Origin of the sequence: Capnocytophaga sp. oral taxon 878 (genome assembly GCF_002999135.1) — a bacterium.
In the GTDB taxonomy this organism is placed as follows: Bacteria; Bacteroidota; Bacteroidia; order Flavobacteriales; family Flavobacteriaceae; genus Capnocytophaga.
In genome coordinates this window covers 2,064,424-2,089,661 of sequence record NZ_CP027229.1, presented here as the reverse complement: position 1 = coordinate 2,089,661, position 25,238 = coordinate 2,064,424, and the positions used below count along the sequence as shown (strand labels likewise).

Sequence of the window (25,238 nt, the reverse complement as noted above, 5' to 3'; positions counted from 1 at the left end):
TTGATGATGTTTCAATCCAATAACCAGCAACCCCTACCACAGCATATATTTGTAAGGTAAATAGTTATTAAAAAAATAGTATGAACACATTTTTCAAACTCACTATATTGCTTCTATTTTGTAATACTTGGGCACAACAGCAGTCTCCCCAATGGTCTGAAAGTTTAGAAGATAATCAGCAACAAATAATAAGCAAGGCAGCACACACTTCCGATGTGTATGATCTTTCTGCCGAAACTCTTACCGACGAGAATGGCAAGGTATATTACTTTCAGTTCTCACCTATTTATCAAAAAAAAGGTTACACTACTCTATTGTCAAAGTATGATAATGTAGTTTTTTTGCAGAAAATGAAAAAGCCCTTAGATGCTCTATGGGTACTAAAAAATAACAGCCTCTACTTGCAAGATTTCACCTGTTTCAGAACCGGCACCGATGAGGCGTACCAATCACAAAAAGCAGCAATGCTCACCGATTTAGAACCCTTCTTTGAGGCTAAAAAAGACAGCAATGGGCATATAAAAGCCCAATTTCTTACAGGCCAAATGCACTTATACGCACAACAGCCCAATCAAGTAAGTCCCCAAGCCCAGCAGCAGTATTTTGTTGCCCACTTCAAAAAAGGCAAACTCCTAAAAATGGAAGAAACCGATAAGTATTGGAATCCTAAAAAATAATAACAAAACCACAGGAGAATATACAATACATAAATGTTATAGTAACCAAGCCTAACACAATTTCTTTCTAAAAAAGCCCATTGCAGAGGCAAAAAATAATGAATAACATCAAGCAGCTTGCCTATCAGGTAAGCTGCTTTTATATTAAAAAAACACTTCCTACTTTAGGCAGCATCTCTCTCCTGCTTGCTCACAAATAAATTACTTCTAATTCTCAATTGTTATTTAATAATTATTTTGTACCTTTGCACTATGAAAAAATATTTAATAGCTTGTTTAGGTAACATAGGGGGCGAATACGCCCACACACGTCATAATATCGGTTTTATGGTAGCCGATACTTTAGCCAAAACTCATAATGTTTCATTCTCTACCGAAAAATTAGGTGATTTGGCCGAAATTAAGGTCAAAGGGCGTACTTTCATACTCCTAAAACCTTCTACTTATATGAATTTAAGCGGCAAAGCAGTACGCTATTGGTTAGAAAAAGAAAAAATACCGGTCGAAAACCTCTTGGTCATTACCGACGACCTTAATATCCCCTTCGGCACCATCCGCCTCAAAGGAAAAGGTAGCGATGGAGGTCACAATGGTCTTAAAGATATCCAAAGCCAGCTTAATACTCAAAATTATGCACGCCTTCGCTTTGGCATCAGCAGTAATTTCGAAACAGGTAAGCAGATAAACTACGTACTTGGTGAGTGGACTCCCGAAGAGCAAGCCCTCTTGCCAGAACGCCTTGAAAAATGTGCCGAAGCAGTACTTTCCTATGGCTTAGCAGGCTTACAGAATACAATGAATACTTTTAATAACAAATAAATGTACACACATCACATTCTTCTTATAGTGCATCTTATAGCAGCCACCATTTGGGTAGGCGGGCATTTGGTGCTGGCAATAGGTTTTTTACCCAAAGCCCTCAAGCATAATGATTTTAGCTATATTGGCAATTTTGAAAAAACCTATGAACCCATAGGGATGCCCTCATTGGTAGTGCTCGTAATTACAGGCATCATAATGGCGTATGATTATAGTGCGAGCTTTAGCACTTGGTTTTCGTTCAGTACACCTATAGAGCGCGTAGTATCACTTAAGCTTATGTGCTTGCTCACATCTGTATGCTTTGCTATTTCAGCACAAACACGTGTATTGCCTCAGTTGCGTAAAGGCAATATGAAAAAATTGCCAGAAATGGCAGTGCATATTATCTGCGTAACCACTATAGGCGTACTAATGGTAGTACTGGGTAGTTTTGTTAGAATAGGAGGTATATAACAAGAAAACGTATATTCTGTTAATTTTTTTTGTACCTTTGCACAGAATAAGAATCTTTATTATTACAATCAAAATTCACTATTGAACAATGAAAAAGCAACTATTTCTTATCAGTATTTTGCTAGTAAGTGTTTTTGCCTATGCACAGAAAAACCCTGTTAAGGTGGCTTGTGTAGGTAATAGCATCACTTATGGCTATGGTATTGATAACCGCGAACAGAATAGTTACCCCTCAGTACTCCAGCAGCTTTTAGGAAAAGGCTATGAGGTGGGTAACTTTGGTCATTCAGGCGCTACCTTGCTTAGCAAAGGCCATAAGCCTTATATCAAGCAGGACGAATACAAAAAAGCTCTTGCCTTTGCGGGTGATATAGTAGTAATTCATTTAGGAATTAATGATACCGACCCCCGTAACTGGCCTAACTACCGTGATGAGTTCGTGAAAGATTATTTAGCTCTTATTAAATCTTTCCGTGAGGCAAACCCCAAAGCACGCATAATCATTGCCCGTATGACTCCTCTGGCTCACCGCCACAAACGCTTTGAATCAGGTACTCGTGATTGGCACGCCGAAATACAACACTCAATAGAACTTGTAGCCCAAGAAGCTGAGGTACAACTCATCAACTTTCACGAGCCTTTATATCACTATCCCCAAATGCTCCCCGATGCCGTACACCCCAATGCCAAAGGGGCTGCTATCTTAGCCCAAATAGTGTATGGTGGTATTACGGGTAATTACGGGGGCTTGCAGCTGCCACAAGTCTATTCTAGCAATATGGTATTGCAGCACGGCATTCCACTCACCCTACACGGTATTGCCAATACAGGCACCAAAGTAGAAGTGAAAATAGGCAACCAAAAACAAACAGCCATAGCCGATACCAATGGTAAATGGGCAGTAACCTTAGATCCCCTACGCGCCAAAGAAGTCTATACTTTAGCTATTACAGCTGGCAAAGAGAAACGCACCTTTACCAATGTAGCCGCAGGCGAGGTGTGGTTATGCTCTGGCCAATCAAATATGGAGTTTTATATGAACCAAACCAGTACAGGCAGTAAGGATATTCCACAGGCCAATAATCCTAACATCCGCTTGTATGATATGAAAGCCCTTTGGCGTACCGATCCTGTCGAGTGGAAGGCTTCAGTGCTTGATTCTCTTAATATGTTGCAGTACTATGCACCTGCCAAGTGGGAAGTATGTACCCCCGAAACAGTATCTGATTTTTCAGCAGTAGCCTATTATTTCGGCAAAACACTACAAAAAGATTTAGATATGCCCATCGGGCTTATATGCAATGCCATTGGCGGCTCACCTACCGAAGCGTGGATAGATCGCCATACCTTGGAGTATGATTTCCCTGCCATATTATATCACTGGCGCGATAATGATTTTATAATGGATTGGGTGCGCTCACGTGCTTCACAAAATATTAAAAAGAGTGATGATAAGCTACAAAGGCATCCTTATGAACCAGCCTATTTGTTTGAGGCTGGTATCATACCCCTGCAACAGTTTCCTATTCAAGGGGTAATTTGGTACCAAGGCGAATCAAATGCTCATAACAAAGATGCTCATAGTAAGCTGTTCCCTCTATTAGTAAAAAGCTGGCGCAATTACTTTGGTAATATGCAAATGCCTTTTTACTATGTGCAGCTCTCAAGTATCAATCGCCCATCATGGGGGTGGTTCCGTGATAGCCAGCGTAGGATGCTTTCTCAGGTGCCTTACAGTGGTATGGCTGTAGCTTATGACTATGGTAATCCTACCGATGTACACCCTAAAAACAAACAGCCTATAGGTGAGCGTTTAGCCTATTGGGCACTGAACAAAACCTATGGCAAAACAGAAGTAACCCCTTCAGGTCCCTTGTTTAAAAGCGTGCGTTATGTCGAAGGGGCAGCTTTCATAACCTTTGATTATGCTCAAGGATTACACTCCTCCGATGGCAAACCCTTACGCACCTTTGAGCTATCAGGTAGTAATGGAATATTCTATCCAGCAATAGCCGAGGTAGTAGGTAATCAAGTAAAAGTTACTTCTCCTCAGGTTCCCATACCTACACAAGTACGTTTCGGTTGGCAGCCCGTTACCGATGCTAATTTAGTGAACGAAGCCAACCTGCCAGCCTCTACTTTTACAACCGAGAAATAAGGATTAGGAAAGAGAAAATAAGAAGAGCTATGAAAAAAGAACAACTTAAACAAATGGCAAAAGGAAAAGGCTTTGTAGCTGCCCTCGATCAAAGTGGCGGCAGTACCCCCAAAGCCTTGAGTTTATATGGCATTACCCAAAGCCAGTATAAAGATGAAGATGAAATGTTCAGCCTTATTCATCAAATGCGCACTCGTATTATTAAAAGTCCTGCTTTTAATAGTAATAAAATTTTAGGAGCTATTCTCTTTGAACAAACAATGGACAGAGAAATAGATGGCAAACTCACTGCCGACTATCTCTGGGAAGAAAAACATATTGTTCCCTTCTTAAAAATAGACAGAGGCTTAGAAGAAATTGATAGCGAAGGCGTACAACTGATGAAACCTCTTGAGGGTTTAACCTCATTGTTGGAAAGTGCTAACCGACATCATATCTTTGGTACTAAAATGAGGTCGGTAATTAAAAAAGCCTCTCCTATGGGTATTGCCAATGTAGTACGCCAGCAGTTTGCAGTCGCCAAGCAGGTAATAGCATCGGGTTTAGTGCCTATTATCGAGCCCGAAGTAGATATTAACATCCCCGATAAATCATTAGCCGAAGCTATTTTGCGTGATGAAATTCGTAAGTATTTGGATAACCTACCCGATGATGCCAATGTAATGCTTAAACTCTCATTGCCTACTATTAATAACCTTTACAAGGAGTTTACCAAGCACCCACGCGTAGTGCGTGTAGTAGCCCTTTCAGGAGGTTATACCCGCGACCGTGCCAACGAAATTCTTGCCCAAAACAAAGGGGTGATAGCTAGTTTTTCACGTGCCCTTACCCAAGGGCTTTCGGCATCACAAACCGATGAACAGTTTAATGAAACACTTGCCAGTACTATTGAAGGCATCTACCAAGCATCAATTAAATAATAACTAATAGGTAGAAATAAGAGGTAAAGCAGTATATCTTACTGTTTTACCTCTTTTAATTGTTAATTGTTAATTATTATCTTATGCGTACTCTTGTTATAGGAGATATTCACGGGGCTCTGCACGCCCTTACCCAAGTGCTAGAACGCGCCAATATACAACCCGATGATTTTCTTATCTTCCTTGGTGATTATGCCGACGGATGGAGCCAAACCCCCGAAGTGTTGGACTTTTTGATAGATTACCAACAAAAGCACCGTTGCCTGTTGTTACGTGGTAATCACGATGCTTTGTGCTATGATTTTCTTTTAGGAAAGCCTATGGATACCCTTTGGCGACTACATGGAGGCAAAGCTACCGAGCTTGCTTACCAACACGTAACCACCGAGCGCCGCACAGCACACCTTAATTTCTTGGATTCACTTCAAAATTACCACCTTGATAGCCAAAACCGTCTTTTTGTACACGCTGGTTTTAGCAACCTCCGAGGTATAGCTTATGAGCATTTTGAAGAAATGTTTTATTGGGACAGAACCCTTTGGGAATTAGCCCAAAGTACTACTCTTTCTCCTACCAATCCTCTTTATCCTAAACGATTATCCCTTTACCAACACATATATATAGGGCATACTCCTACTACAAGGTTAGGCACCGATAAGCCTCTCTCCTTTAATGGTGTTACCAATGTAGATACAGGAGCAGCCTTTAAGGGGCGTATTACCATTATGGATATTGATACTGCCACTTACTGGCAAAGCGACCCCGTTTTTACCTTATACCCCAATGAACAAGGACGTAACCAATAATAAATAAAATGAAAAGACTGATATTCCTATTGTACCTATTACCCATAAGCCTTATGGCTCAAGAGTACCATAATAGCGCTCCCTTTAAGGCTATTGAAACAAAATTTAAAATTGACAAACGCCGCGTAGTTTGGCACTTGTACTCCGAGCAAACCTTTATAGGTGATACACTGCACAAACTTATTGTTTTCCCACTCGAAAAGAAAGAAACTACAGCCTATGATGCTTATATAGTGCGTTATAACACCCAAAAGCAACGCATAGAAAACTACTATATAGCTGACAATTTTTGGCAAAACAATGAAAAACAACGTATTCAAGGGATAGAAATAAGTAAGCGCACTCCCGAAGTGAAACCTAAAACTTTTGCCTATGAACTTCGTACTTTTTATTCTAACCTAAATCGTGCCCAGCCTATAGGAAGTGAGCAGTTATTATGGTTAGAACCTAAAGGAAAGAAACTTAAACCTATTTTTATTGCCAATGCTCTTAGCTATCAAGGTAATATTACCACAGGTAATAATATCCCCTGCAAAGGTGAAACAACTGAAGTACGCAGCATTTTTACTATTTCTGCCGAAAAAAAATGTGGTTATTATATAGTACAAGAGCAACGCAATACCCAGCAAATTAATATCACCACAGATGATAAAGGTATCTGCACTGATAAAATTACCGATAGCAAGGAAGATTTTTTGCAGTGGGAGTACTCAAGGAAAAATAGCCAATATACCCATTAAAACCCTGCTAACTACCTAACTATTAGGCTCTCATTTGTGATAAATATCACATTTTTCAATATTTTTTTCAGTAAGATATACGCAACGCAAAAGCTGTAATATTAGCATATTCTCAATAAATCTATTTTTTAACATAAAATCTTCAAGCAATAAGTATTTTTATTGCGAATTTTCAAGTAATATCTTCATAAACGCTTCGAAAAAAATAACTGCAAAATTTGGCTGAAACATAAAAAGTATATACCTTTGCCTTCGAAATTAAAAAATAAGTAGAAAGATGAGACTGAACAAAGTAGTTTTTGCTCTATTATTAGCGTTAATAGTGCATGGGTTTGCGTTAGCCCAAGAGCGAGAAATAACGGGTGTAGTACGCGATGGCAACGGGATGGAGTTGTTCGGAGTAGCTGTTGTTGTTAAAGGTGAGCAGTCCAAAGGAGTGCAAACTGATATGGATGGGCGTTACCATATTAAAGTAGCTACCGGTAAAACACTAGAGTTTTCATTTTTAGGGATGAAAACTAAAACCGTAAAAGTAGGCTCTTCACGCACTATAGATGTAACTTTAGAAGAAGAAGCTCAACAAATTGAAGAAGTAGAAGTAGTAGGCTACATAACAGTGAAGAAAGACCAATACGTGGGTACTGCTGCTACTGTAGATAAAGATGCGCTTAAAAGAAAAAGTGTATCAAACGTATCAAAGGCTATTGCGGGAGAAGTAGCAGGGGTACGTGTCATTAACTCTTCAGGGCAACCAGGTAGTGGGGCTACTATCCGTATTCGTGGGTTTGGTTCAGTAAATGGTAACCGTGATCCTCTTTTTGTAGTGGATGGGGTGCCTTATGAAGGAGCTGTATCATCAATTAACCCTGATGATATTGAGAGTATGGTAGTACTTAAAGACGCTACTTCTACCTCAGTATACGGTTCACGTGGTGCTAATGGGGTTGTTCTTATTACTACTAAAAAAGGACGTGCTGATGTATCACGCATTCAAATAGAATCAAAGGTAGGGTTTAATATGCGTTTATTACCTCGTTACGATGTAATCACAAGTCCTGAACGTTATATAGAGCTTAGCTGGGATGCTTTGCGCCAAAGTGGTGCCCTAACACAAGCTGCCAATCCTACTAAATTTGCTAGTGATGGTTATACTAGTGCTGCTGATTATGCTAGCAAAAATCTATTTGGTAGTTTAGGGATAGCTCCTAAATACAATATGTGGAATGTAGCAGGCGCTAACCTTATCAATCCTGCTACTGGTAGAATAAATGATGGGGTTACCCGTAAGTATGACCCTGAAAACTGGGGTGACTACGCTTTCCAAACAGCTGTACGTAGTGAGTACAATGTAAGTATGAGTGGTGGTAGTGGTAAAACTACTTACTATACAGGTTTTGGCTACCTTAAAGATGAAGGCTATGCTATCAATACTGGCTTTGAGCGTTATACAGGTAGGCTTAACTTGGGCTACCAACCCAAAAATTGGCTTAAAGGTGAGTTTAACTTGAACTATACTCATACAGAAACTAAAGCCAATGGACAAAGCTCTGACTCTGATAGTTTATTCTGGTTTAGTGATAATATTCCTTCTATCTATCCGTTATTCTTACGTGATGCTAATGGCAACAAAGTAGAAGATCCTTATTATGGAGGTTACCAGTATGACTTTGGTAGAGGACGTGGTTTTGGTGCCCTTACCAATGCTATTGGGCAAGCAACTTATGATAAAAAAAATAGAACACGTAATAGTTTAATTGGTAATGTTTTCTTACGTGCAGATATAGTGAAGGGACTTACTTTTGAAACTCGTTTGGGAGGTGAGTATTATAATAACGCTTTTAATAACTATACAAACCCTTATTATGGAAGTTCGGCAAGCCAAAAAGGTTCTCTTGATAAAAGGAGATATGAATTGCTAAACTATACTTTCTTACAAATGTTGCGTTATGCTAAACAATTTGATAAACACAATTTACAGGCGTTTGTAGCTCACGAAAGTACTACTTATGATTATTATACTTTTAGAGGTGATAAGAATGGTTTGGTAGACCCAAAAGGTACAGAACTTGAAAATGCTATTAAGTTGGGTAATATGACTTCTTTCATCTATAACTACCGTATGGAAAGTTATTTTGGTCAGTTGTTATATGATTATGAAGGTAAATATTTGTTCTCAGGTTCTTTGCGCCGTGATGGTTCTTCACGATTTTTGAATAACAAATGGGGTACATTTGCTTCAGCAGGTTTGGGCTGGGTAGTGAGTAGAGAAGACTTCTTGAAAGAAAAAGAATGGTTACCTTACTTTAAGCTTAAAGCTAGTTATGGTACTGTGGGAGACCAGTCGGTTGACTCAGATGGAGGAAACGTGTCTTATTACTCAGGTTATGATGTGTATGATTTGGGTAACTTTATGGGCTTGCCTTCAGCAATGTTTAACCGAATAGGATATCCTGACCTTACTTGGGAAAAAGCTAAAATATTCCAAGTAGGAGCTGAATTTATCTTCTTAAAATCACGTGCTATAGATTTGCAAGTAGATTATTATCACAAAACTACTGATAATTTGATTTTTGACAGCCGTTTGGCTCCATCTACTGGTAATGGTATTTGGAAAGTAAACGATGGTAACTTGGTGAATAGTGGTTTTGAGTTTAACTTACAAACACATTTGGTAAACACTAAAGATTGGCGTGTGGATTTAGGGGTAAATGGTGAAGTACTTAGTAATAAGCTTACCAAAATGCCTTATGATAAATCAATACAAGGTGAAAAAATAATTGATATATCAAGTATTTTTGGTAGAAGTAAAGGTCATTCACTTTATGATATTTACACACGTGAATATCGTGGTGTAAATAGCCAAACAGGAGCAGCCCAATGGACTATGCACTATGCTGATAACAATAATAATGGTACGTATGACAGTGGAGATGTAGCTATAACTTCATTACACGAATATCAAGCTAAAAATCCTAATGCTAATATTAAAGAAAGTATAACTGAAAACTATAGCCAAGCTACCCAAAAGTATATAGGTAAAAGTGCTATACCTGACATACGTGGAGCATTTAACTTGAATGTGGGATACAAAGGTTTTTCAGTTAGCGCACAGTTGTTATATAGCTTAGGAGGTTATTCTTACGATGGGGCATACGCTAACTTGATGAATAGTGATAAAGTAGGAGGGTATAGCTGGCATAAAGATATGGAAAACCGTTGGAAACAAGCAGGAGATGTTACTGATATACCAAGATTATCATCAAACTATGGGAATGATAGTGATGCCAATAGTATATCATCACGTTTCTTGACTAAGAATGATTACTTGGCACTGAACAATGTTACTTTGGCTTATAACTTAGATAAAAAAGTATGCCAAACTATAGGCTTTGAAGGCTTGACTTTTACCTTGGCAGGAGATAACTTATGGCTTTATACTGCTCGTAAAGGGTTCAACCCTACTACCTCTGAGTCGGGTAACTCAAGTACTTATACTTACTCACCTTTATCTACTTTTACTTTAGGAGTAAAAGCAACTTTTTAAACGGAATGCACTATGAAAAAGATATTAACATTTAGTATACTATCGGCAGTAGCTTTTAATTTTACTGCTTGTAAAGATGATTTTCTTACTACAGAGCCTACGGCAGTGGTATCAACAGCTCCTGCTGATGTACGCCTTAATGGTTTGTACCTAATGACTTATCAATCGGGTACGGGAGGTACTTCGGCACAAACTGACTTCGGGCAAAAGCACGTGGATATTTGTACTGATATGCTTTGTAGTGATATGGCTTTGTTGGGAGCAAGTTATGGACAGTATCAAAACGTTGCTAACTTAACTGTTACTCAAAGGCCTAATGATAACTATAACTACGTTCCTTGGAGGTATTATTATAGAATGATATATGAGGCTAATAAATCAATAGCTCAATTGGCAACTCCTAAAAACAATAGTGAGAAATATACTTTGGCTCAGTTTCGTGCGTTACGTGGTTATGCTTATTTCTACTTAATGCAGATATTCACCACTAAGTATGAGCCAGATTCAAGTACTAACTCTATCCCTCTTTACACTACTGCTGATATTGCTGGTAAGGCAAGAGTGAAACAATCGGAAGTGTATGCGCAGATAGTAAGTGATTTGGAATTTGCGGTGGCTAACCTTAATGGTTTTACACGTAGCAAGAAAGGTATGATTGATAAATATGTGGCTGAAGGCTTACTTGCTTATACCTACGCTGCTATGGGCAATAACCAAAAAGTGGCTGAATTGGCACAAGATATTATTAATAATAGTGGCTACCCACTTACCTCACGTGAGCAAACGGTGTATGACCCGGCTACTAAAAAAGGAGGTGGCTTTAATGATGTTGAAACCAGCAGCTGGATGTGGGGTATAGATATTATCACTGAAAATAATTTGACATTAGATACATGGTGGGGAATGATGGATGTATTTACTTATGGTTATGCTTGGGCTGGAGATGCTAAAGCTATGGATGATAAACTTTATGCTCAAATACGTGCTAATGACATTCGTAAAAAGCAATTTACTACTATAGATGATGCTGAATTAGTTGCTGCTAATAAGTTCTTTGCGCCTGATAGAGTATCGGGGGGACAAAGGAAAGTTACTACTGATTACGTGTATATGCGTGTAGATGAGTTTTACTTATTGGCTGCTGAAGCGTTGGCTAAGTTAGGACAAGATACACAGGCTAAAACTATCTATAAAAAGCTTTTGAAATTGCGTTATCCTGAGGCAACTGCTGCTACGGATATAGCTTATGTGGATGCCCTTACTAATGCGCAGTTGCAAGATGATATCTACCTTAACACTCGTATTGAGTTATGGGGTGAAGGTAAAACTTACCTTGCTATGAAACGCAACCATAAAACGATAGAAAGAGGTACTAATCACCTTGAGAAAAAGAATGAAAGTTTTAGTTATGACAATCCAAGACTTACTTTCTCTATTCCTCAGAATGAAAGTATCAATAACTTGAACTTGTAGAAGTTTTTAAATACATATTAATAAAGATGAAACTGCCCTCGGTGACGAGGGCAGTTTTTTTATGTGGAAAGGTTATTGACAGTTAAGTGATATAGAGAAAAATGAAATAGGTATGAGATAAGAGGTGAGAAAGGTAGTAGGGGGCTGGGAAGGTAGGAGGCAATTAGCAATAATGAAGAAAAAAGAGAAGAGGTGTGAGAATAATGTGGGGATTGGTGGATTTGGTTGCGGATTATGCAAAATAAAAGTTTTGATATTAAAAGGCTGATTATCAGATTTGAAATGGCTTTCCTTCGTTTATAGTTCGTTTATAGTTCGTTATAGGTTCGTTTATCCTAAGGGATAGCTGTATGGTGCTTGGGGTAATGATGGTAGAGAAGAGGATTGATTATTAGGGGATTGTGATTTTGAGGGGGAGGTGAGGTTGGGGATGTTTTTTTTGAGGAATTGGCAATGAGGGGGAAAAGGTAAGAGATAAGAGGTAAAAGGTAAGAATTGGGGTGGGAGGGAAGGGGACAGATGTTGGATTTTAGGAGGTGGGTGGGGTGGGAGGGAGGGGTATTTTTGTTGTGGTATAGAGGGGAGTTTTGAGGTTTTGCCTTTTTTTTAAATTTGGTAAATTGCTAATTAGTAAGTATCTTTGCACCCTCAAACTTAAAAAAATACAATTTGAACAATGAAAAATAGGGATTTAGGACTATTGGTGCTGCGATTTACTATAGGATTGCTGATGATTCCTCATGGTATTAATAAAGTATTGCATGCTGAGGCTTTTTCGTATATTGAAAGTACCTTAGAGGCGAAGGGATTGCCTACTTTTATAGCTTATGGGGTGTTTGTAGGTGAAATTATAGCGCCTTTGCTTATAGTATTGGGTTTTCGGACTCGTTTGGCGGCCTTAGTAATGTTTTTTAATGGGCTTAGTACGCTTTATTTAGCATATTGGGGAGAGCTTACTGCTTTGACCCCTCATGGAGGTTGGACAGCGGAATTACCTGCTCTTTTCTTTTTAGGGGCTTTGGCTCTGTTCTTCACGGGTGGTGGTAAATATGCTCTTTCTGCTCGCAATAAATGGGATTAACAAATGCTTGAACAAATCAATCTTACCTACGAGAAAGTAGTGCTTGTAGGGATTATCAATCAGATACAAACGGAAGAAAAATCGAAGGAATACCTTGATGAACTGGAGTTTTTGACTTATACTGCTGGAGGTGAGGTGCTGAAGCGCTTTACCCAAAAGCTGGATGTGCCTAACCCAAAGACTTTTATAGGAACGGGAAAGATGGAAGAGGTGCAGCAGTTTGTAGAGGAAAATGAGGTAGGTACTGTTATTTTTGATGATGAGCTTACGCCTGCACAGCAGAAGAATATTGAGCGGATACTGAAAGCGAAGATATTAGACCGTACGGGGCTTATTTTGGATATTTTTGCGCAGCGAGCCCAGACGAGTTATTCACGTACGCAAGTGGAGTTGGCGCAGTATGAGTATTTGTTGCCGCGCCTTACGGGTTTGTGGACGCACCTTGAGAGGCAGCGAGGAGGTATTGGGATGCGGGGTCCTGGTGAGACGGAAATAGAGACTGACCGGCGTATTGTGCGAGACCGTATTGCCTTACTGAAGAAGAAACTCACGGCTATTGATAAGCAGATGGCTACACAGCGGAGTAATAGAGGCGCTTTGGTGAGGGTGGCATTGATAGGTTATACGAATGTGGGCAAATCGACCTTGATGAATGTGATAAGCAAGAGCGAGGTATTTGCTGAGAATAAGCTATTTGCAACGCTTGATACTACAGTGAGGAAGGTGGTGATTGAGAACTTACCTTTCCTGCTGAGTGATACTGTAGGGTTTATACGTAAACTGCCTACCCAACTTATTGAATCGTTTAAAAGTACGCTTGATGAGGTACGTGAGGCGGATTTGCTATTGCATGTGGTGGATATTTCGCATGCTAACTTTGAGGAGCATATAGAATCGGTAAACCAAATATTGGCTGAAATACATAGTGCTGATAAGCCGACTATTATGGTTTTCAATAAAATTGATGCTTATACGAATGAAGAGATAGCTGAGGATGACTTGACTACGGAACGTACTAAGAAGCACTTTACGCTTGAAGAGTGGAAACAGACTTGGATGCAGAAAGTGGGACGAGATGTATTGTTTATTTCGGCAAAAAACAAAGATAATTTGGAAGAGTTTCGGGAGGTAGTATATGAGAAAGTGAAGGATATACATATAACGCGTTTCCCTTTTAATAACTTTTTATATCAGAAAATTGAAGAATAAAATATTATGGGCTTTTGTGGCTTTTTTGAGTACCACATTGGCGGTGGCGCAAAGTGATGAGTCGCTTAATACTGATAGGCCTGACCAGAGTGAAGGGGTTTATACTTTGCCTAAGGGGCAGTTTCAGGTAGAGAATGGGCTTGTTTTTAGTAAAGAAGAGGGCTTTGACAACCTGATGTTGCGTTATGGACTTATCACTAATACAGAGATACGCTTGGAGGCTAATTTTGATGTTAAAACGCCAGACTTTAGCAGTACTGTTTTTAGTGTAAAGCAACGCTTGTGGCAGTCGGAACGGTACTTGCCTTCGGTGTCATTGATAGGTTATGGGCAGTACAGCAAAGGAGAAGGCAAGGCGTATACTTTTGATGCTTGTTTGGCTTTTGAAAGTGTTTTGGCTGATGAGTTTTCGCTGGCATATAGCTTGAGTAGTGTACAGCAGTTTGAGGGATATAACTTTACTACTGAACTGAACTACACACCTACCTCAAAGTTTTGGGGTTTTGTAGAATATTATGCTACCTATCAGCCTCATTATGCGCCTTTGCATAATATTGATGTAGGTATAGCTTATTTTCTTAAACCTAATCTTCAGCTTGACCTTAGTGGTGGGCGTACCCTTTTTCAGCCTGAGGCTAATTACTTTATAGGGGTAGGGGTAGGATATTTATTTAAATAACCAATAATAATTTTAGGAATTGGCTAAGATAGGAAATATAGATTTAGGGGAGTTCCCGCTGTTACTTGCTCCGATGGAAGATGTAAGTGACCCTCCGTTTCGGAGGCTTTGTAAAATGCACGGGGCAGATATGCTTTATAGTGAGTTTATATCATCGGAAGGGCTTATACGTGATGCTATTAAGAGCCGACAGAAATTAGATATTTTTGATTACGAACGGCCAGTAGGTATACAAATATTTGGGGGAGATGAGGAAGCTATGGCACTCTCGGCTAAAATAGTGGCTACAGTAAACCCTGATTTGGTGGATATTAACTTTGGCTGCCCTGTGAAGAAGGTAGTAAGCAAAGGAGCAGGAGCTGGTGTACTTAAAGATATTGACTTAATGGTGCGCCTTACCAAAGCTGTGGTAAATAGTACTGATTTGCCAGTAACGGTAAAGACCCGATTGGGCTGGGATGAGCAGAGTATTAACATAGAAGAGGTGGCAGAGCGACTGCAAGATGTAGGTATCAGTGCTTTAACTATTCATGCTCGTACTCGTAGCCAGATGTATAAAGGACATTCGGATTGGAGTTATATTGCAAAGGTGAAGAACAATCCTCGTATTCATATTCCTATTTTTGGCAATGGAGATATTGATAGTCCGGAGAAAGCTTTATTGTACCGTAATACTTATGGTATAGATGGTATAATGATAGGGCGTGCGGCTATTGGTTATCCTTGGATTTTTAATGAGATAAAGCATTATTTTGCTACTGGTGAATTACTCTCTCCTCCTACTATTGTTCAGCGTGCTGAAGCAGCACAGAATCATTTATTATGGTCGGTAGAATGGAAAGGAGAGCGGCAGGGAGTTTTGGAGATGCGACGTCATTATGCTAACTATTTCAAAGGTATCCCTAACTTTAAAGAATACCGGCATAGGTTGGTAACTTTTGATAGTTCGGCAGAAATTGTAAATGAACTTCAAAAGATTAGCACAAGTATTACATTCTAATTTTTCATTTCGGGGAGGTACTTCCAATATCGTTTAGGCATATTTCGCTGTTGGTATCGACTATTTTTACGTTCTGGGATATTGATATGCTTGAAGTAGGTTTTCCAGAGAGATTCATAACTTTCTTCAGAAGTATTTAATAGTTTACCAAAATTCTTATCAGCAGGGGTAAAGGGGATTACATTATGGAGGTTATAAGCAAATCCGTAATTGCGTTCAGGGTCGAAAAGTACCCATTGCTGATTGGAAAAGCGAGTTTTGAAGTGATGTATTATTAGAGGAAGTACATCATAATATGGACTTATCTTTGCGAAATATAGATCGCCTACACGCTCAAATCGTACAAATTCTTTCATACGATGAGCTTCTCTTCCTACGCTTTTAGCGGCATTGCGGATAGCAAGTACAGAAGGGTTCCCGAAGTTATCTAATACTTTTTCTTGTGGGAATTGTAGGAATAATCGGACGACTTCTAATAAATGGGTTTCAATACCTTTTTCTTCAGAAATAAAAGCTTTTAAAAATATAGAGGAATCCTCAGAGCCCATAAGGTTTTCTATCTTGCGAAGTACTCGTTGGGCTTTAGCAATATCGGTATATACAAAATGCTCCTCACCAAAAAGTGTAGGAGCAAAAAGTTTTTCAGCAACTATATTCACTTGCTCATAGCGGTATTCAAACACTGTAAATACCGCTGTGAGGAAGCCCTCATAACTGCTATCATATACTAAATGTATCAATGTTTAGAAGAGTGATAATTGGCCAGTAAAAAGCTCTTTATGCTTGCTTTTACTATTGCTTATGAGTAAGCTGCGTAGTTTAAGGCTATCCATGGTGCCTGCTAATGGTGTAGCTCCTTGGCAAGTAATGAAGTATTTTGCGCGATTGAGACTTACTCCCATCTGTTTTAGTGAATAATAAGTGAGTTTTTGGAAAGAGCGTGCTGCAAGTATTTTCTGTACCGATCTTACGCCAACTCCTGGTATGCGCAATAATAATTCACGAGGGGCAGTATTCACATCTATAGGGAAAAGGTGTTGGTGGCGAAGAGCCCATGCTAGCTTAGGGTCTATTTCAAGATCAAGGAAAGGCTGTTGTTGGTCAAGTATTTCATTAGAATCAAAACCATAGTAGCGCATCAGCCAGTCAGCTTGATAAAGGCGGTTTTCACGTACTACTGGTACTTGGCTGTGTATAGAGGGCAGTCTACTATCAGATAGTACTGGGACATAACCTGAGTAGTATACACGTTTTAGTTGTAGCTTACTGTACATATAGTTTGCTACATCAATAATTTTCTGATCAGTTTCATTGGTTGCTCCAATAATCATCTGTGTTGTTTGCCCAGCAGGAGCAAACTTAGGAGTATGTTTAAATTTTTTCTTCTCAAGAGCTGTAATAGCTAATTCATTTTTCACATACTGCATAGGAGCAACCATCTGTTGGTGGTCTTTTTCAGGGGCGAGGAGTTTAAGTCCCTCTTTGGTAGGGATTTCAAGATTTATAGATAGCCTATCGGCATATAAACCAGCTTCATATATTAAGTCTTCACTTGCGCCAGGAATTGTTTTCAGGTGTATGTAGCCATTAAAGCGCTCTTCTAAACGTAGTTTTTTAGCCACTCTTACTAAGCGTCCCATAGTGGTATTAGCATCTTTAAAAACGCCTGAGCTTAAAAAAAGTCCCTCTATATAATTTCTTTTATAGAAGTTAATGGTCAAATCTACCACCTCTTCTACAGAGAAAGCTGCACGTGGAATATCATTACTTCGGCGTGATACACAATATACACAATCATAAATACAATGATTTGTAAGCAGGATTTTTAGCAATGAAATACACCTGCCATCATCAGTGAATGAGTGGCAAATACCAAAGTTTGCAGCATTACCTAACTCACCTTTTACTCCTTTTCGGTTACTACCACTACTCGAACATGATACATCATATTTGGCAGCATCAGCAAGTATAGCTAATTTTTCTTTAATACGCTCAAAATTCATATAGGGTAGTATTGAACAGATTATAGCCTATTTAAAGCTTTAATAAGGGCTTCTACATTCTCAGTAGGGGTAGCCCATGAGGTAATAAGTCTAATAGCAGTATGTAGTTCATCTACTTTCTTCCACTCATAAAAATCAAAGTCTTCGGCAAGCTTCGCTACCTCCTCATTCTTTAATATTGGAAATAACTGATTCGTACAAGTTTCTGAAAGAAAGCTAACACCCTTAGCGTCAAAGGCCTCTTTGATACATTTCATCTGTTTATTAGCATGTCTGCCTAATTGGTTGTAAAGGTCATTTTGGAAAAGAGTTAAAAACTGCAAACCTAATAATCTTCCTTTAGCTAATAAAGCTCCTTTTTGTTTTATATAATATGAAAAACCATTACCAATGAATGGATTTCCAAATACTATTGCTTCACCTATCAAAGCTCCATTTTTAGTTCCTCCTATATAAAAAGCATCAGTGTAGCGGGCAAGATCTTCCCAAGTAATATCATTTTGTTCAGCATTCATAGCATGTGCCAAACGCGCTCCATCCATATATAGTAACAAGTCTAAATCTTGGCAACATTGGTATAAAGCTTTTAGTTCTGATAAAGTATAGATAGATCCTACCTCTGTTGCATTAGTAATATATACCACACGAGGTTTTACTTGGTGAGGGTAATTGGTATAACGAGTAGCATAATCGCGAATGGACTCAACAGTTATTTTTCCATTTACTGACGGAGCAATATGTATTTTATGTCCTGTTCCTTCAATAGCTCCAGTCTCACTATCAGTGATATGAGCTGATTCACAGGCAATAATACTTTCATAAGGGCGTAATACATAACCCAATACCAAGAGGTTTGCTTGCGTACCACCACTCACAAAATACACTTGTGCTTCAGGAGCTGCTATACGCTCTCTAATAAGTGTTTTTGCTTTACTACTATATTCATCAAGTACATATCCTGCTTGTTGGGTAAGGTTTGTTTGTAATAAAGCCTCTAAGATAGCAGGGTGAGCCCCTTCTGAATAGTCATTTTTAAAAGAAAGTTTCATAATCAGAAAATTGCTTCTAATTCACTTAGCAAGGGGGATTTTTTATCTTTATCTGATAGTAAGACAGATTCAGCAGGCAGTTGCCAATCAATACCAATAGCAGGGTCATTCCATAGTACACTACCTTCGCTTTGTGGTGCGTAATAATTATCGCATTTATACTGAAATATAGCTTCTTCACTTAGTACAGCAAAGCCGTGTGCAAAACCTCTAGGTACAAAAAACTGTCGCTTGTTTTCTTCTGTAAGTAATACAGCTTCATACTGTCCAAAGGTAGGCGAATTACGGCGTAAGTCTACAGCTACATCTAGTACCATTCCCTTTACTACTCTTACCAATTTTGATTGGGCAAAAGGTGGTTTTTGAAAGTGTAATCCACGTAACACTCCGTATGATGATTTTGACTCGTTATCTTGTACAAAGGTAACCGGAGCTACCAACTCATTAAATCTTTGTTGTGAAAATGATTCAAAAAAATAACCCCGTCCATCAAAGAATACTTTAGGCTCAATGATTACTAAACCTTCAATTTTTGTTTTAATAACATTCATTAATTTTTCTGTTTTTTTTACTTCTTCCCTCCCGACTTCAACCGGTTGATACGCTCTGTTATAAGGTCTCCTGTAATGAAATCAATATTAGGTTCAGTATATGCTTTTTGGTATGTTTTCAGTGCTTTTTTATGATCTAAAGTCTTTTCATAGTATTCAGCCAAAAAGAAATTAGGCATAGCTGTTTTAGCATAGCCATTTTCCTCTACATATTTAGAAAGCTTCTTTAATGACTCCCAGTCTGCGGTATGGTTAATAGCAGTATAATCTGCTAAAATATCATTTAGTAAAGGTTTTTTCTTAATACCAAAATAACTATCAATAGTATTGTATTTATTCTCCAAATACTCAAAAACCCCATTGCTAAGGGTTTCCATTTTGGTCTTAAACTCCTTCCCTCCTATAGGTTTATACACATCAAAACACAAGTCTAAAGCTTGTGAAAGTGCTTCTAATTTAGCTGCATTCACATTTCTACCCTTCAAATCTGCAAAATGATATTCTATCGACTCGTGTGAAGCGGTAGAACGCAAAAAGCCCTCAAAACGGACTGTAGTATCGTAATTCAGCTTATTCTCTATATCACTAGTAGCCATATAGTAGAAGGTGCGGTTAGGAGTTCCCAATGCCAATACTTCGGCAAACTGTTCACCTGTACGTGGTACAGTAATAGGGTTCAAACTCACATACATATTGAACACAGGCTTGTCTGTTAGCATATAGTAATTTAGCAAAAATCCTGCTTGTTCCGAGCCTATGATCCCTTTCATACCAATAGGGAACTTCCCTTGCATATAAGGCACTAATTCAGTCGTAATAAACTCAAAAAAACGTGCCGACTCATTAATAGGCCGTGCTACCTCATCAATAATAGCTACATCTTCTAACGGAATGTCATACACCCCTACTACTATACACTTAGGCACTTCATCAAATTGCTCATAATAGCGCAACATCGATATCAGTGGGTCCATTAAAGTTTCTGCATTTAGTACTACCAATAGCGGATAACTCTGTTTGTCCGAGTATTTTTCTGGCTTGTAAATACCTATCTTCTGCTTCCTGCCCATCTTCCCCGAGCTAAATGTCTCCGTACTGAATTGGGCAAAAACACCTTGAAACACCAATAAAGCAATAATAAATGTACAAATCTTTTTCATTGTGATATGCTATAATTTTATTTGTTAGAATGCCACAAATAAAATAAAAATCCACTACACAGCCAAAGCTATTTCACTATTTAACTAAACTTTAACGTATGCCCTTTATACCGATACTACTGCTTTAATAGCCGGATAAGGGTCGTATCCCTCTAACCTGAAATCCTCATAGTCAAAGCTAAAGAGATCTTTTTTAGCAGGATTAAGATGCATCTTTGGTAATGCACGAGGCGTCCTACTTAGCTGTAGTGCAACCTGCTCTCTATGATTGTTATAAATGTGTACATCACCAAAGGTATGCACAAAATCTCCTAATTGTAACTCACATACCTGCGCAAGCATCATTGTAAGCAGTGCGTATGAGGCTATGTTAAAAGGCACTCCCAAAAACACATCTGCACTGCGTTGGTATAACTGGCATGATAGCCGTCCATCAGCTACATAAAACTGAAATAAAGCATGACAAGGCGGTAACGCAGCCTTACCATTAGCTACATTCTCAGCAAATGATTTTCCAGTATCAGGCAATACCGAAGGATTCCAAGCCGAAACTATTATACGCCTACTCTCAGGGTTCTTTTTCAGCGTTTTTACTACCTCCTTTATTTGGTCAATAGCCTCACCATTCCAGTTCCGCCATTGCGCACCGTATACAGGGCCTAAGTCCCCATTAGCGTCTGCCCATTCATTCCAAATGCGCACCCCATTATCAGTAAGATATTTAATATTAGTATCGCCTTTTAAAAACCACAATAACTCATAAATTACCGATTTCAAATGTATTTTCTTAGTAGTTACCAATGGGAAACCCTCATTCAGGTCAAAACGCATTTGGTAACCAAATACACTCGTAGTACCCGTACCTGTACGGTCATCTTTAGCATACCCTTTCTCAAGTATATGCCGTAATAAATCGTGATATGCTTGCATTATGATTATTCAGTTTTTACTTTCTCCCAAGTATCTTTTAAGCCTACAGTTTTATTGAATACAAGCTTATCATCAGTACTGTCAGGATCTACACTAAAGTATCCCAATCGTTGGAACTGCAATGTCTCACCTACTTTAGCACTCCTCAAGCTCGGCTCTACATAAGCAGTTACTACTTTTAATGATTCAGGATTGATATAATTCAAAAAGCTATCCTCTTGTCTATCAGGTTCAGCAATTGTAAATAGGCGGTCATATAAGCGCGCTTCAGCCTTCACACAATGCCCTACCGATACCCAGTGTAACGTACCCTTCACCTTGCGCATGCTAGCCTCAGTACCACTACCACTACGGCTTTCAGTATCATAAGTACAGTGTATTTCTGTAATATTGCCATCAGCATCTTTCACCACACTTTCAGCCTTAATAATATACGCATTCTTTAGCCTCACCTCACCGCCTAATTTTAGTCGGAAGTACTTTTTATCAGCCTCTTCCCTAAAATCATCACGTTCTATATAAAGCTCTCTGCTAAAAGGCACCTTCCGGAAAGTCAGTTCACTCACCTCTGGGTTATTTTCAGCCTCAAGCCATTCTTCAGTATCTTTAGGGTAGTTTGTAATCACTACTTTTATAGGGTCAAGCACCGCCATTACTCTATTAGCCTTTTTGTTCAGATCCTCCCGTACACAAAACTCAAGTAATGATACATCTATTAAGTTCTCACGCTTCGCAATCCCTATCGTATCGGCAAATTTCCGAATAGCCTCAGGAGTATACCCCCGGCGTCTAAGTCCCGAAATAGTAGGCATACGCGGGTCATCCCACCCAGCCACATAATTTTCATTTACCAATTGCAATAGCTTTCGCTTGCTCACAATCGTATGACTAAGGTTGCGGCGTGCAAACTCCCTCTGTTTAGGGCGCGTTCCTCCCTCTCCTTGGGGCAACGCTTCCCTCGGCATAACTTGGTCTAAAAACCAATCATATAACTCCCTATGCGGCAAAAACTCCAATGTACAAAGTGAGTGCGAAATCTGTTCAAGGTAATCACTCTCACCATGTGCCCAGTCATACATAGGGTAAATATGCCATTTATCCCCAGTACGATGGTGCGAAGCATTCATAATCCTATAAATAATAGGGTCTCGCATTAGCATATTAGCCGATGCCATATCTATCTTAGCCCTAAGCACATAAGTACCATTCTCAAACTCCCCATTCTTCATCCTCTCAAAAAGAGCAAGATTCTCCTCAACAGGAGTATTCCTATACGGACTCTCACTTCCCGCAACCGTAGGCGTACCCTTCTGCGCAGCTATCTCTTCCGAGGTCTGTTTATCCACATAAGCCTTCCCCTGCTTTATAAGCATAACAGCCCAATCATATAGTTCTTGAAAATAGTCCGAAGCATAACACTCCTTATCCCATTTAAATCCAAGCCATTCCACATCCTTCCGGATAGCATCCACATATTCTTGTTCCTCTTTTGAAGGATTCGTGTCGTCAAAACGTAAATTCACAGGCGCATTATAACGCAACCCCAATCCAAAGTTAAGGCAGATAGAACTAGCATGCCCCAAATGCAAATAGCCATTGGGTTCAGGAGGAAAACGAAAACGCAAAGCATTAGCAGGAAATCCCCCAGCCAAATCCTCCTCAATAATATTTTCAATAAAGTTATTGGAACGTTGTTCTTTTAATTCTTCACTCATTTTTTCAATGATTAATGGTATATTATTTCAGACTGCAAAAGTACAAATAATTTGCCAATTACCAAATTTTATTACACCTTCACACTCCCCAAGATACCCCCAGCACCCAAAACAATTCCACCATAACCCCCAAAACATTCTAATATCATTTTCAGAAGATTCTAATGTGATTTTCAGAAGATTCTAACATCACCTTCCCAGCACTCCAATATCACCATACCATTACCCTATCCCGAACGAACGAATAACGAAGGATAAACGAACTATAAACGAAGGATAGTTTCCCCCCTAACACACAAAAAAAGAGCAAAGCGCTTTACACACTTTGCTCTATAATATCCTTGTTATAAGTATAACACTCCTATCTACCCATATAAATCAGCAAGATACTCACATCCGCAGGCGATACACCACTAATGCGCGAAGCCTGTGACAAAGTAGTAGGTCTAATCTTCTTCAGCTTCTCCCTACCCTCAAATGAAAGCGATACAATCTTATCATAATCAAAATTATCAGGAATCCTTACACTCTCCAGCCTGTTCAGCTTGTCAGCATTATTGCGTTCTTTCTCTATATAGCCAGCATATTTCACCTCCACTTCGGCACAAGTCTTCTCTTCCTCGCTAAGGGTATGAGTAGCAAGGTACTCAGCCACACTTTTCAGATGTTCAAAGTCAGCAAGGGTAACATCAGGGCGCGAAAGCACTTTCTGTAGTTTATCACCCTGTTTCATTGCCGATGAGTCATATTTTTCTAATATAGGATTCACCTCTTCAGGGGTTACACTCAGCTCTTTTATATAAGTAATAAAGTCACTCACCCTACGCTCTTTAGCCTCCCATAAGCGGTACCTAGCTTCACTCACAGTACCTATTTCATAGCCCAGAGGCGTAAGCCTATTATCAGCATTATCTTGTCGCAAAAGCGTACGATATTCAGCACGTGAGGTGAACATACGGTAAGGCTCCTCAGTACCCTTAGTAATCAGGTCATCAATAAGCACCCCAATATAAGCCTCATCTCTTTTCAGGATAAAAGGCTCACGTTCACGCACTTTCAGCACAGCGTTCACCCCCGCCATAAGTCCCTGTGCAGCAGCCTCTTCATAACCAGTAGTACCATTTATTTGCCCAGCAAAATAAAGGTTCTCTATCAGTTTAGTCTCCAAGGTATGTTTCAGCTGGGTAGGGGGGAAGTAATCATACTCTATAGCATACCCAGGTCTTAAAAACTTCACATTCTCAAATCCCGCCACTTGGCTAAGGGCAGCATATTGCACCTCTTCAGGCAGCGAGGTCGAAAACCCATTCACATACATCTCAACCGTATCCCATCCTTCAGGTTCTACAAATATAGGGTGCCTTTCTTTATCAGCAAAACGATTAATCTTATCCTCTACCGATGGGCAATAGCGCGGCCCCACACCGTGAATAATCCCTTGGAACATAGGCGAACGGTCAAAACCCGTACGCAGTATATTATGCACCCGCTCATTGGTGTAAGTCATATAACAGTCCTTTTGCACAGCAAGAGGTTTAGTTTCATCACTAAATGAAAACTTCTGCGGATTAGCATCCCCCGGCTGAGGTATCATCTTACTAAAATCAAGCGAGCGGGCATCCACACGGGGCGGCGTACCCGTCTTCATACGTCCAGCCTCAAAACCGTGTTCTACAAGGCATTCAGTAAGCCCGTAAGCAGCAGGTTCACCAGCGCGTCCACCGCCAAACTGTTTCAGTCCTATGTGCATTACTCCGTTCAAGAAGGTACCATTGGTAAGCACCACACTTTTAGCTTTAATACTTACCCCTAATGAGGTGCGTACTCCTACCACTTTATCCTTTTCTATTAGCAGGTCATTCACCATCCCTTGAAAAAAGTCAAGAGTAGGAAGACTCTCCAGTTGTAAGCGCCATGCTTCCGAAAACCGCATCCTATCCGATTGCGCACGCGGACTCCACATCGCAGGCCCTTTGGATTGGTTCAGCATCTTAAATTGGATAGCCGTTTTATCCGTAATAATACCCATATAGCCGCCCAGTGCGTCTATCTCACGCACTATTTGTCCCTTAGCAATACCTCCTACTGCAGGGTTGCAGCTCATTTGGGCAATATGTTGTAAGTTCATAGTAATTAGCAGGGTTTGTGCGCCCATATTAGCAGCTGCCGCAGCAGCTTCAGCTCCTGCGTGTCCACCGCCTATTACTATTACATCGTATTCAGTTCTAAACATTAGTCATTACTCGTTAGTTGTCAGTTTGTATGCTC

The 25,238-nt window shown here is 39.5% G+C and carries 21 protein-coding genes; 13 read left to right on the top strand and 8 right to left on the bottom strand.

Annotation, left to right across the window (positions count from 1 at the left end):
* Window positions 1-80: 80 nt before the first annotated feature.
* From C4H12_RS09355 to dusB, 13 genes are all read left to right on the top strand, one after another.
* A complete protein-coding gene (locus C4H12_RS09355; protein WP_106098680.1) occupies window positions 81-677 on the top strand; it encodes a hypothetical protein in 597 nt (198 codons plus the stop codon).
* Window positions 678-929: 252 nt separating this feature from the next.
* Window positions 930-1,496, top strand: coding sequence for an aminoacyl-tRNA hydrolase (pth, locus tag C4H12_RS09350; RefSeq protein WP_106098679.1), 567 nt, complete (start codon window positions 930-932; stop codon window positions 1,494-1,496).
* On the top strand, window positions 1,497-1,952 hold the full coding sequence (locus C4H12_RS09345; protein ID WP_106098678.1) for a CopD family protein: 456 nt from the start codon (window positions 1,497-1,499) through the stop codon (window positions 1,950-1,952).
* A gap of 88 nt (window positions 1,953-2,040) precedes the next feature.
* Window positions 2,041-4,110 (top strand): GDSL-type esterase/lipase family protein, encoded by a 2,070-nt coding sequence (locus C4H12_RS09340; RefSeq protein WP_106098677.1) that lies wholly within the window; start codon window positions 2,041-2,043, stop codon window positions 4,108-4,110.
* A 29-nt stretch (window positions 4,111-4,139) separates the two neighbouring features.
* Entirely contained in the window at window positions 4,140-5,030 is an 891-nt protein-coding gene (locus C4H12_RS09335; RefSeq protein ID WP_106098676.1) for a fructose bisphosphate aldolase, read from the top strand.
* Window positions 5,031-5,113: 83 nt separating this feature from the next.
* Window positions 5,114-5,836, top strand: coding sequence for a metallophosphoesterase (locus C4H12_RS09330; RefSeq protein WP_106098675.1), 723 nt, complete (start codon window positions 5,114-5,116; stop codon window positions 5,834-5,836).
* 8 nt (window positions 5,837-5,844) lie between these two features.
* On the top strand, window positions 5,845-6,576 hold the full coding sequence (locus tag C4H12_RS09325) for a hypothetical protein (RefSeq protein ID WP_129588230.1): 732 nt from the start codon (window positions 5,845-5,847) through the stop codon (window positions 6,574-6,576).
* A gap of 277 nt (window positions 6,577-6,853) precedes the next feature.
* Window positions 6,854-10,120: a SusC/RagA family TonB-linked outer membrane protein gene (locus C4H12_RS09320; protein ID WP_106098673.1), complete on the top strand. Its 3,267-nt coding sequence runs from the start codon at window positions 6,854-6,856 to the stop codon at window positions 10,118-10,120.
* Between the two features lie 12 nt (window positions 10,121-10,132).
* Window positions 10,133-11,593 carry a RagB/SusD family nutrient uptake outer membrane protein gene (locus C4H12_RS09315; RefSeq protein ID WP_106098672.1) on the top strand — a complete coding sequence of 487 codons (1,461 nt, stop codon included), beginning with the start codon at window positions 10,133-10,135 and terminating at the stop codon, window positions 11,591-11,593.
* Window positions 11,594-12,269: 676 nt separating this feature from the next.
* Entirely contained in the window at window positions 12,270-12,674 is a 405-nt protein-coding gene (locus C4H12_RS09310; protein WP_106098671.1) for a DoxX family protein, read from the top strand.
* Window positions 12,675-12,677: 3 nt separating this feature from the next.
* On the top strand, window positions 12,678-13,883 hold the full coding sequence (hflX, locus tag C4H12_RS09305; protein ID WP_106098670.1) for a GTPase HflX: 1,206 nt from the start codon (window positions 12,678-12,680) through the stop codon (window positions 13,881-13,883).
* Window positions 13,864-14,562, top strand: coding sequence for a transporter (locus C4H12_RS09300; protein ID WP_371514499.1), 699 nt, complete (start codon window positions 13,864-13,866; stop codon window positions 14,560-14,562). The genes hflX and C4H12_RS09300 overlap by 20 nt, the downstream gene beginning before the upstream one ends.
* Before the next feature lie 19 nt (window positions 14,563-14,581).
* Entirely contained in the window at window positions 14,582-15,562 is a 981-nt protein-coding gene (gene dusB / locus C4H12_RS09295) for a tRNA dihydrouridine synthase DusB (protein ID WP_106098669.1), read from the top strand.
* Here dusB and C4H12_RS09290 read toward each other — a convergent pair.
* From C4H12_RS09290 to mnmG, 8 genes are all read right to left on the bottom strand, one after another.
* On the bottom strand, window positions 15,559-16,302 hold the full coding sequence (locus C4H12_RS09290; RefSeq protein ID WP_106098668.1) for a TIGR03915 family putative DNA repair protein: 744 nt from the start codon (window positions 16,300-16,302) through the stop codon (window positions 15,559-15,561). The genes dusB and C4H12_RS09290 overlap by 4 nt on opposite strands.
* Before the next feature lie 3 nt (window positions 16,303-16,305).
* Complete coding sequence (locus tag C4H12_RS09285; protein ID WP_106098667.1) at window positions 16,306-17,565, bottom strand: putative DNA modification/repair radical SAM protein; 1,260 nt, start codon at window positions 17,563-17,565, stop codon at window positions 16,306-16,308.
* Window positions 17,566-17,585: 20 nt separating this feature from the next.
* Complete coding sequence (locus tag C4H12_RS09280) at window positions 17,586-18,614, bottom strand: low specificity L-threonine aldolase (protein WP_106098666.1); 1,029 nt, start codon at window positions 18,612-18,614, stop codon at window positions 17,586-17,588.
* Between the two features lie 2 nt (window positions 18,615-18,616).
* Complete coding sequence (rfbC, locus tag C4H12_RS09275) at window positions 18,617-19,165, bottom strand: dTDP-4-dehydrorhamnose 3,5-epimerase (protein ID WP_106098665.1); 549 nt, start codon at window positions 19,163-19,165, stop codon at window positions 18,617-18,619.
* Between the two features lie 17 nt (window positions 19,166-19,182).
* Window positions 19,183-20,325, bottom strand: coding sequence for an alpha/beta hydrolase-fold protein (locus C4H12_RS09270; RefSeq protein WP_106098664.1), 1,143 nt, complete (start codon window positions 20,323-20,325; stop codon window positions 19,183-19,185).
* Window positions 20,326-20,430: 105 nt separating this feature from the next.
* The gene (locus C4H12_RS09265; RefSeq protein WP_106098663.1) at window positions 20,431-21,255 is read right to left on the bottom strand and encodes a thymidylate synthase; all 825 of its coding nucleotides are present in this window, start codon (window positions 21,253-21,255) and stop codon (window positions 20,431-20,433) included.
* A 5-nt stretch (window positions 21,256-21,260) separates the two neighbouring features.
* Entirely contained in the window at window positions 21,261-22,970 is a 1,710-nt protein-coding gene (locus C4H12_RS09260) for a glutamine--tRNA ligase/YqeY domain fusion protein (RefSeq protein WP_106098662.1), read from the bottom strand.
* Window positions 22,971-23,331: 361 nt separating this feature from the next.
* Window positions 23,332-25,203 (bottom strand): tRNA uridine-5-carboxymethylaminomethyl(34) synthesis enzyme MnmG, encoded by a 1,872-nt coding sequence (gene mnmG, locus C4H12_RS09255; RefSeq protein ID WP_106098661.1) that lies wholly within the window; start codon window positions 25,201-25,203, stop codon window positions 23,332-23,334.
* Window positions 25,204-25,238 lie beyond the last annotated feature (35 nt).